Raw genomic sequence first — 8,736 nt, forward strand, 5'->3', positions numbered from 1 at the left:
GAGGAACCATGCCGTTTTGGAAACAGAGCGAAGACCCCTGGGACCGCAAGCCGGACAAGCCCCGCCGGGAGCCCAAGGAGCCGCTGGCAAATTCCCTTGACAGCCTGAAAGCCTGGAACGAGGAGCGCAAGGCGAAGGAAAAGGAAAAGGCCAAGAGCCTCCCGCCGGAACCCTGCCCCTGGTGCGGGAAGGACATGGAGCAGGGCTTTTTGTTTGGCGGGCGGGACGGTGTCCGCTGGCACCCCGGCGTCTACAAATACGAGTTCTTGCGGCGTCTGGACAGCCGGGGCCTGGACCTGCTGGACGAGGGCAGTATCTGGAGCGGCCTCTATAAAACCACCTGGCTCTGTCGAGACTGTAAGAAGGCCGTCTTTACCATACCGGAGCCCTTGATGTACGGGGACAGCTTTTCCGCCCATGTGGCAGAGTACTCGGAAAAAACGAAAGAGGAGGAAGAGAGCGGGGGATAATCTGCCGAATTCCATCGCTTTTTGTATTATCATGGCACAATTATACTTTAAGTATGGAGCCATGGGCTCCAGCAAGTCCGCCAACGCTCTGATGGCCCGCTTCAACTATGAGGAGCGGGGCCAGAAGGCCCTGATGGTCAAGCCCCGGCTGGACGCCCGGGACGGGGAGCACATGGTCTACTCCCGCATTGGCCTGACCTATCCCTGCGTGTACTTTGACGAGATGCAGAAGATGTCCGTCATGGAGCTCCAGCAAAACGCCTGCATCATCGTGGACGAGGCCCAGTTCCTGACCCGGGAGGAGGTCATGTACCTGGTGGACCTGGTGGACCGGCAGGGCATCCCCGTCATGTGCTACGGCCTCCGGTCCGACTTCAAGGGGGACCTCTTCCCCGGGAGTCACGCCCTGCTGATTATGGCGGACAAGATTGAGGAGGTCAAGACCATCTGCTGGTGCGGCAAGAAGGCCACCTTCAACGCCCGCTTCGATGAGAACGGCAACGTCCTGAAGGAGGGGGAACAGGTGGTTCTGGGGGCCAACGACAAATACATTGGCCTCTGCCGCCGCCATTGGATGGAGGGCAACCTGGGTCCGGACTTCAGCGTAGGCGCACCATGACCTGCACGCTCTGTCCAAGAGGCTGCGGGGCGGAGCGGACTTCGGGGCGCCCCGGCGGCGTCTGCGGACAGCCCTCTCTTCCGGTGGTGGCCCGTGCCATGCTCCACCAGTGGGAGGAGCCCTGTCTGGTGGGGGAACACGGGGCGGGGACCATCTTCTTCTCCGGCTGCAATCTCCGCTGCGTCTTCTGCCAGAACAAAGCCATCTCTCAGGGCGGCGTGGGGAAGCCCGTCTCCGTCTCCCGCCTCCGGGAGATTTTCCGGGAGCTCATCGCCCAAGGGGCGTCCTGCCTGGATCTGGTGACTCCCACCCACTTCGCCCCGGCGGTGCTGGAGGCCCTGGGGGAGAACCCCTGGCCCGTCCCCGTGGTGTGGAACTGCGGGGGCTACGAAAGCGTCTCCGCCCTGCGCCGTCTGGCGGGCAAGGTACAGGTCTATCTGCCGGACCTGAAATACGCCCTGCCGGGCCCCGCCGGGAAGTACTCCGCCGCCCCGGACTATTTTGACCGCGCCGCCCCGGCGATTCTGGAGATGTTTCGCCAGACGGGCCCCTATCAAATGGAGAGCGGGCAGCTCCAGCGCGGCGTGCTGATCCGGCACCTGCTTCTCCCCGGGGAACTGGAGAACACCCGCCGCGTTATCGACTGGGTGGCGGAGACGTTCCGCCCCGGGGAGGTGCTGTTCTCCCTGATGAGCCAGTACACCCCCCAGCCCGGCGCCGCAGGCCCCCTGGCCCGCCACGTGACCCGGGCGGAGTACCGGGCGGCGGTAACATATATGGAAAACTGCGGCGTCACAGACGGCTACACCCAGGAGCGCACCTCCGCCAAAGAGGAATACACTCCGGACTTCAACCTCTCCGGGGTATGATTCTCCCCTCATAGGTTCTGACACAAGCTCCGCCCCCTCTTTTGAAATTACGGCCCTCGAGAAAACCCGACCAAAAAGAAGCCCCCTCTTCCTCACCGGGAAGGAGGGGTTCCCTGCACTATTTTAATAAAAGCGGGCCAAGCCGAAACTTGGCCCGCCGGCCGCCCAAAGGGCGGCCGTAAGCGCTGCATAAAAAGCCCGCAAGCTTTCGCTTGCGGGCTTTTTATGTAGCGCTTATTCCTCGGGAACGATGGCGCCGTTGGGGCAGGTGTCGCTGCAAGAACCGCAGTCCAGGCAGGCGGCAGCGTCGATGACATAGGAATCATCGCCCTGGCTGATGGCGCCGGCGGGGCAGGCATCAGAGCAGGCGCCGCAGCTCACACAGGCAGAAGTGATCTTATAGGCCATGGGAAGCACCTCCATTAGAATTGTATCCCCATTGTAGCATACTCTGCGAAAAAAGCAAGAGCTTTGTGAAACCCCCGGCCGAAATTTTTTCCGTTTACAATTTGTTTTCACAAACGTCAAAGAAAGTCAAAGTTTCCCTCTTGACATTTCGTTTGGGCGTGTTATACTGACAACATACAGAAGATCAAAGATAGTCAAAGTCAAACAGAGGAGGCGCACCCATGGGGATTTCCGATTTGATCGCCGGTTTCCTCCAAGACTGCCTGGACGCCACCGGAGACGGCGTGCTGGAGGTCCAGCGCAGCGACCTGGCCCAGCGGTTCAACTGCGTGCCCAGCCAGATCAACTACGTGATGTCCACCCGCTTCTCACCTGAACGGGGCTACATTGTGGAAAGCCGCCGGGGCGGCAACGGATACATCCGCATCACCCGGGTCCAGGTGGACCGGCAGACTCTTTTGATGCACGTCATCAACTCCCTCGGCCCGCAGCTGGACCTGCCCTCCGCCAGGGCCATCCTGGGGAACCTGGTCCAATCCGGCGCCCTGGAGGACGATCTGGGCCGGACCTTCCTGGCCGCCGTGGGCGACAAGGCCCTGGGCGCCGTGCCCCGGGACCTGCGGGACCAGGTCCGGGCGGACATTTTGAAGAACATTCTGATTCTCCAGGTCTAGCGGCGTCATAGAATAGCGTATCCCATTTTTCCCGTATCCAAAAACTTTTACGATATATAGGAGGTTTTCCTTATGAAATGCGAAAATTGTGGCAAGAATGAAGTCACCTTTGTTTACCAGAGCAACGTCAATGGCCATGTCACCGAGAAGCACCTCTGCGCCGACTGCGCCGCCAAGTTGGGCTACACCCAGAAGCTGGCCGCCCAGAGCCAGCGGATGATGCAGGGCTTTTTCGGCGGCGGCCTGCTGGAGGATTTCTTCACCCCCTATCCCTCTCTGCTGAGCCGGATGAACCGCATGCTGGAGGACCCCTTTGACGACTTCTTCGCCGACATGCCCGCCCTGGGCGCCCCGGTGGAGCAGCGGCAGGAGGCCCAAAAGTCCCCGGACACCCTGCTGGAGGGGGCGGAGCAAAACCAGCTGGCCAAAACCCGCCAGCTGAACGCCCTGCGCATGGAAATGCAGAAAGCCGTCGGCGAGGAGAACTTTGAGCGGGCGGCGGAGCTCCGGGACCAGATTCACGCCCTGGAACAGAACTGATTCAAATCCTACTTCACGAAAGGAAGTGTCCTGCAAATGAGTGAGAAAAAATTCAGCCCCGGCGCGGAGGAGGCCCTCCGCCTCAGCCAGGAGGCCGCGGGCGAGCTGGGTCACGGCTACGTGGGCACCGAGCATCTGCTGCTGGGCCTCATCCGGGAGGACCAGGGAGCCGCCCACGACGTTCTGCTGGAGGCCGGACTGACCGACAGCATGATTATCCAGATCATCAAGCGCAGCGTGGGAGCGGGTCTCCCCGGCAGCAACCCCGCCCAGGGGCTGACCCCCCGGGCCCGCCGGGTGGTGGAGATCGCCGTGGAGGACGCTGTCCGCAGCGGCAGCCCCTGCGTGGGCACCGAGCATCTGCTGGCGGGCCTCCTGCGGGAGGGGAATAACATGGCCGTCCGCATTCTCCGCACCGCCGGGGTGGACGTCCGCCCCCTCTATACCGCCCTGATGCAGAAGCTGAACCAGCGGCCCCAGGGCCGCCCCAATGCCGCCGCCCGGGAGGAGAAGCCCTCCTCCGGCGGCGGGAACGGCGGCAAGACCCTCCGGGAGTTCACCCGGGACCTGACCGCCGACGCCCGGGCCGGCAAGCTGGACCCCGTGGTGGGCCGGGACGGGGAAATTCAGCGGGTCATCCAGATTCTCTCCCGCCGGACGAAGAACAACCCCTGCCTCATCGGCGAGCCCGGCGTGGGCAAAACCGCCATCGCCGAGGGTCTGGCCCGGAAAATCGTGATGGGGGACGTGCCCGACGACCTTCTGGACAAGCGCATTCTCTCCCTGGACCTCTCCGGCATGGTGGCCGGCACCAAGTACCGGGGCGAGTTTGAGGAGCGCATCAAAAAGGCCCTGGACGAGGTGAAGAAGTCCGGGGACGTGATTCTCTTCATCGACGAGCTTCACACCATCGTGGGCGCGGGAAGCGCCGAGGGGGCCGTGGACGCCGCCAACATCATCAAGCCCGCCCTGGGCCGGGGAGAGATCCGGGTGGTGGGCGCCACGACGCTGAACGAGTACCGGAAGTATATCGAAAAGGACGCCGCCCTGGAGCGCCGCTTCCAGCCCGTCCAGGTGGGCGAGCCCAGCCAGGAGGCCAGTCTGGAGATTTTGAAGGGCCTCCGCCAGAAGTATGAGGAGCACCACAAGCTCCAGCTCACCGACGAGGCGCTGGAGGCCGCCGTCACCCTCTCTGCCCGGTATATCTCGGACCGCTTCCTGCCGGACAAGGCCATCGACCTGATGGACGAGGCCGCCTCCCGGGTCCGGATGGAGGAAGAGGAAATCTCCCCGGAGCTGAAGAGCCTGGAGGAGAAGATCGCCGCCCTGTCCAAGGACAAGGAGGCCGCCATCCAGCGCCAGGACTACGAGACCGCCGCCCAGCTCCGGGATATCGAGCGGAACTATCAGGACCAGGTGGAGCAGGAGCGGGAAAAGCGCCGCAGCAGTCCCCGGCAGCACCGCCCTGTCACTGCCGAGGACATCGCCGCCGTGGTGGCGGGCTGGACGGGCATCCCCGTCACCCGCCTCACCGAGGACGAGGGGACCCGCCTTCTGCACATGGAGGACATCCTCCACAAGCGGGTAGTGGGCCAGGACGAGGCCGTGAAGGCCGTGGCCCGGGCCATCCGCCGGGGGCGGGTGGGTCTGAAGGACCCCAAGCGCCCCACGGGCTCCTTCCTCTTCCTGGGCCCCACGGGCGTGGGCAAGACGGAGCTGTGCAAATCCCTGGCGGAGGCCATGTTCGGCGACGAGAGCGCCATCATCCGCATCGACATGTCCGAGTATATGGAGCGGCACACGGTCTCCCGGCTCATCGGCTCCCCTCCGGGCTACGTGGGCCACGAGGAGGGCGGCCAGCTCACGGAGAAGGTCCGCCGCAAGCCCTATTCCGTCGTCCTCTTTGACGAGATCGAGAAGGCCCACGAGGACGTGTGGAACATCCTCCTCCAGATTCTGGACGACGGGCGCATTACCGACTCCCAGGGCCGGACCGTGGACTTCAAAAACACGGTCATCGTCATGACCAGCAACATCGGGGCCAAGAGCCTCACCTCCGCCGGGACCCGCCTGGGCTTCAACCACGAGGAGAGCCCCGCCGGGGACGCGGAGAAGAAGTTCCAAAAGGCCCGGGAAACCGTCCTGGCGGAGCTCCGCCAAACCTTCCGCCCGGAGTTTTTGAACCGGATCGACGACATCATCGTCTTCCGCGCCCTGACGGAGGAGGATATCCTGGAAGTAGCCCGCCGGATGCTGGACACCGTCTCCGCCCGGATGGAGGCCATGGGCCTGCACCTGCGCGCCACCGGCGAGGCCGTGGAGGAACTGGTCCGGGAGGGCTACGACGCGAAATACGGCGCCCGCCCCCTCCGCCGCTGCATCCAGAGCAAGGTGGAGGATGCCGTGGCCGAGCGGATGCTGGACGGAACCCTGAAGGCCGGCGACACCGCCGCGCTGACGGTGGAGGACAGCAAGCTGCTGGTAACGAAAGAGGAGATTCCCGCCTGAGCAAAGCAAACGGCCCCGCCTTTTGGCGGGGCCGTTTTCTCGTTCTCATTTTCCCATTCTCATCTGTCGAAAGGAACTCCCCGCTCCTCCGCCAAGTCTCGCAGCTTCTTCCAATAACCGCTTCTAAAAGAATTCGTTTTAAGCATCGAAAACTTCGTCTTCACATTCAGGAGCCAATTGTCCGTCTCCAGTACGGAGAGTTCCGCTTCACATTCACCCATCCGTCTTGCGCCATATTCCTGAAACATTTCGCAGAGCTCCGCCACCTGCGGATCATCCGAGGTGACCTTTGCGGCATCTTCAAATACCTGCCGGTAATTGGGTATGATCCGCCGGGTAAATTCGGCGCAGAATTCAGCATCGTCCATCTCTTCTATAATTCTGTTATGGTACTCCCTCTCTTCATCATGCCGCTCCCAGATTCCTTCCATCTCCTGAATATACACCGCCAGCGCATCCTGTCCCTCCGCATCACCGGAAGCTCCTTCTTCGCCGGCTGCCCCGCCAGCGGCAGAAACGGCCTGCGCCGGCTCCCCGCCGCTCTGGTGGTTTTGGAGGAAGTAATAACCCACGACGCCCCACAAAATCACGTCGGCAATGCCCACCAGAATCAGCAGCACCGTCAAAAACACCAGTAGCGGGCTGCCCTTCCGGGAGGCGCCGGAAGCGCCGGAGGCCTCCGGAACCGGCGCTGGTATGGGATCCGGTGTTGGTGCGGGGGCCGGCTCCGGGACCGGCTCCGGATTCGGCGCTGTTTGTACGGGGGTAGTGGTTTCCTCAGCCATGAAAACTGCTCCTCTCTTCGCCCGGAAGGCTTCTTTTTTCTACAAATATCATACCATGCATCCCCTGTTCTGACAAGAGGAATTCCTCAAATTGGGAAGAGCGGCGCCGCAGGCCGCGCCCGGGAAAAGCCTTGCCTTTTCCCCTCAAAGCGTGTAAACTGTCAGGGAACACCCCAAAGGAGGACCCGCCATGCTTTTCACCGCCCTCTCCGCCCTGCTGTCCCTGGCGCTGCTGGCCCTGGACCAGTGGGTCAAGCGTTACATCACCCTCACGCTCCCCCTGGGGGAATCCCGTCCTCTCCTGCCCGGCCTGGTGGAGCTGCGGACTGTCCACAACTACGGCGCGGCCTGGTCCAGCTTCTCCGGCCAGCGCTGGCTGCTGGCCGCCGCCACCAGCTGCATTGTCCTGGTCATTCTGGCCCTGCTGGTCCGCCGGGTGGTCCGGCATCCCCTGGGGGTGCTGGCCTGCTGCCTCATCGTCTCCGGCGGCCTGGGCAACATCCTCGACCGGGTCCGCCTGGGCTATGTGGTGGACATGTTCAATTTTCAGTTCATGGACTACCCCGTTTTCAACGTGGCGGATATGTGCATCGTCACCGGCTGTGTGCTGGGACTGATCTATTACCAGTGGTTCTATGAAAAATACGACAAGAGGGAGAACGCCCATGGAAACGCTGACGCTCCATCCAACGGAACCTGACGCCGGGAAGCGGGTGGACGCCTGGCTTCCCAGCCAGGTGGAGGGGCTGACCCGCTCCGCCGCCCAGCGCCTTCTGGAGGAGGGCCGGGTCACTCTGAACGGAAGGCCCGTGGCGAAGAACCACCGTCTCGCCGGGGGAGAGGCCCTGTCCGTCTCCCTGCCGGACCCGGAGCCCATGGACGCCCTTCCGCAGGACATCCCCCTGGACGTGGTCTACGAGGACGCCGACGTCATCGTGGTCAACAAGCCCAAGGGGCTGGTGGTCCACCCCGCCCCCGGCCACCCGGACGGGACCCTGGTCAACGCCCTGCTCTACCACTGCGGCGGCAGTCTCTCCGGCGTGGGCGGAGCGCTGCGCCCCGGCATTGTCCACCGCATCGACCGGGACACCTCCGGGCTCATCATCGCCGCCAAGAACGATTTTGCCCATCAGGCCCTGGCGTCCCAGCTCCAGGACCACAGCCTCGCCCGAACCTATGAGTGCATCGTCACCGGCAATCTCCGGGAGGACGCGGGAACCGTGGACGCGCCCATAGGCCGCCATCCCACAGACCGGAAGAAGATGTCCGTGGTCGCCGGCGGCCGTCCCGCCGTCACCCATTGGGAGGTGCTGGAGCGCTTTCCCGGCTTCTGCCGCCTCCGCTGCCGTCTGGAGACCGGGCGGACCCATCAGATCCGGGTCCACATGGCCCGCCTGGGCCACCCCATCCTGGGCGACGCCGTCTATGGCAAGGCCGTTCCCGGCCTTCAGGGACAGTGTCTCCACGCCTCCGCTCTGCGCTTCCTCCACCCCCGGACCGGGGAGCCGGTGGAGCTTCGCTGCCCTCTGCCGGAGGAATTTCAGCGCCAACTCCGGAAGCTGGCGGGACGGACCTGACGCCGCCCCGCCAGCCCGGAAAATTTTTCATAAAAAAATCGGGAAAATGTCTTGACAAAATGGGTTTCTTTTCGTATACTAATCAATGCCGTCTGACGTAGGCGGCGACCCGGGAGCATAGCTCAGCTGGTTAGAGCATCTGCCTTACAAGCAGGGGGTCACTGGTTCGAGTCCAGTTGTTCCCACCAGCTTTTTTAAAAGGCGTTCCCCGGTATTTCTCCACGTTTGCAGATGGCCCGGTAGTTCAGTTGGTTAGAACGCTAGCCTGTCACGCTAGAGGTCGACG

General features: G+C 63.1%; 10 protein-coding genes and 1 tRNA gene. 9 read left to right on the forward strand and 2 right to left on the reverse strand.

What is annotated here, in order from left to right:
- The first annotated feature begins 8 nt into the window (after nucleotides 1-8).
- Genes QZ329_RS08990 through QZ329_RS09000 form a run of 3 tightly spaced genes read left to right on the forward strand, consistent with a single transcriptional unit; the run spans nucleotide 9 to nucleotide 1,958 of the window.
- Complete coding sequence (locus QZ329_RS08990) at nucleotides 9-470, forward strand: PF20097 family protein (RefSeq protein ID WP_295751367.1); 462 nt, start codon at nucleotides 9-11, stop codon at nucleotides 468-470.
- 31 nt (nucleotides 471-501) lie between these two features.
- Nucleotides 502-1,089 carry a thymidine kinase gene (locus tag QZ329_RS08995; RefSeq protein ID WP_295751370.1) on the forward strand — a complete coding sequence of 196 codons (588 nt, stop codon included), beginning with the start codon at nucleotides 502-504 and terminating at the stop codon, nucleotides 1,087-1,089.
- On the forward strand, nucleotides 1,086-1,958 hold the full coding sequence (locus QZ329_RS09000) for a radical SAM protein (protein ID WP_295751374.1): 873 nt from the start codon (nucleotides 1,086-1,088) through the stop codon (nucleotides 1,956-1,958). The genes QZ329_RS08995 and QZ329_RS09000 overlap by 4 nt, the downstream gene beginning before the upstream one ends.
- A 234-nt stretch (nucleotides 1,959-2,192) precedes the next feature.
- Here QZ329_RS09000 and QZ329_RS09005 read toward each other — a convergent pair whose 3' ends face one another.
- Nucleotides 2,193-2,366 carry a 4Fe-4S binding protein gene (locus QZ329_RS09005; RefSeq protein ID WP_293280867.1) on the reverse strand — a complete coding sequence of 58 codons (174 nt, stop codon included), beginning with the start codon at nucleotides 2,364-2,366 and terminating at the stop codon, nucleotides 2,193-2,195.
- A 221-nt stretch (nucleotides 2,367-2,587) separates the two neighbouring features.
- Here QZ329_RS09005 and QZ329_RS09010 point away from each other — a divergent pair, with 221 nt between their 5' ends.
- The 3 genes from QZ329_RS09010 (at nucleotide 2,588) to QZ329_RS09020 (ending at nucleotide 6,088) form a co-directional block, all read left to right on the forward strand.
- Nucleotides 2,588-3,040, forward strand: coding sequence for a CtsR family transcriptional regulator (locus tag QZ329_RS09010; protein WP_295751380.1), 453 nt, complete (start codon nucleotides 2,588-2,590; stop codon nucleotides 3,038-3,040).
- A 72-nt stretch (nucleotides 3,041-3,112) separates the two neighbouring features.
- On the forward strand, nucleotides 3,113-3,580 hold the full coding sequence (locus tag QZ329_RS09015; protein WP_295751383.1) for a UvrB/UvrC motif-containing protein: 468 nt from the start codon (nucleotides 3,113-3,115) through the stop codon (nucleotides 3,578-3,580).
- A 36-nt stretch (nucleotides 3,581-3,616) separates the two neighbouring features.
- On the forward strand, nucleotides 3,617-6,088 hold the full coding sequence (locus QZ329_RS09020; RefSeq protein ID WP_295751386.1) for an ATP-dependent Clp protease ATP-binding subunit: 2,472 nt from the start codon (nucleotides 3,617-3,619) through the stop codon (nucleotides 6,086-6,088).
- Between the two features lie 59 nt (nucleotides 6,089-6,147).
- Here QZ329_RS09020 and QZ329_RS09025 read toward each other — a convergent pair whose 3' ends face one another.
- On the reverse strand, nucleotides 6,148-6,873 hold the full coding sequence (locus QZ329_RS09025) for a hypothetical protein (RefSeq protein ID WP_295751389.1): 726 nt from the start codon (nucleotides 6,871-6,873) through the stop codon (nucleotides 6,148-6,150).
- A gap of 190 nt (nucleotides 6,874-7,063) precedes the next feature.
- Between QZ329_RS09025 and lspA the strand changes: the two genes are divergently transcribed.
- The 3 genes from lspA (at nucleotide 7,064) to QZ329_RS09040 (ending at nucleotide 8,638) form a co-directional block, all read left to right on the forward strand.
- Complete coding sequence (gene lspA / locus QZ329_RS09030; protein WP_295751393.1) at nucleotides 7,064-7,573, forward strand: signal peptidase II; 510 nt, start codon at nucleotides 7,064-7,066, stop codon at nucleotides 7,571-7,573.
- On the forward strand, nucleotides 7,539-8,450 hold the full coding sequence (locus QZ329_RS09035) for an RluA family pseudouridine synthase (RefSeq protein ID WP_295751397.1): 912 nt from the start codon (nucleotides 7,539-7,541) through the stop codon (nucleotides 8,448-8,450). Before lspA ends, QZ329_RS09035 begins: the two co-directional genes overlap by 35 nt.
- Nucleotides 8,451-8,561: 111 nt before the next feature.
- Nucleotides 8,562-8,638, forward strand: a tRNA-Val gene (locus tag QZ329_RS09040).
- The last annotated feature ends 98 nt before the right edge of the window (nucleotides 8,639-8,736 follow it).

Source organism: uncultured Oscillibacter sp., assembly GCF_910579365.1.
Lineage (GTDB): Bacteria > Bacillota > Clostridia > Oscillospirales > Oscillospiraceae > Oscillibacter.